Below are 244 nucleotides of genomic sequence, written 5' to 3'. Positions count from 1 at the left end.
CTTCAGCAGCTCCGCCCGTCCTTCGCGTGTGGCGACTTCTTCTTTGTGCACGCCGGCGTCAAGCCGGGCGTAGCCCTGGAACGTCAGAAGGAGGAGGATCTGCTCTGGATCCGCGAGGAATTCCTCGAGTCCGAAAGACGCTTCGGCAAATATATCGTCCACGGCCATACCCCGGTCAGCGTCCCGGATATCCGCTCAAACCGGATCAATATCGACACCGGCGCTTACGCGACCGGCAACTTGA

Annotated in this window: 1 pseudogene; it reads left to right on the top strand. The window is 60.2% G+C overall.

Annotation, left to right across the window (positions count from 1 at the left end):
* Positions 1-244, top strand: a pseudogene (locus tag AC0L3J_RS38330) (serine/threonine protein phosphatase); the annotation flags it as partial.

This window comes from Bradyrhizobium sp. Kon37, from assembly GCF_055807535.1.
This window is presented reverse-complemented; position numbering and strand designations above follow the sequence as displayed.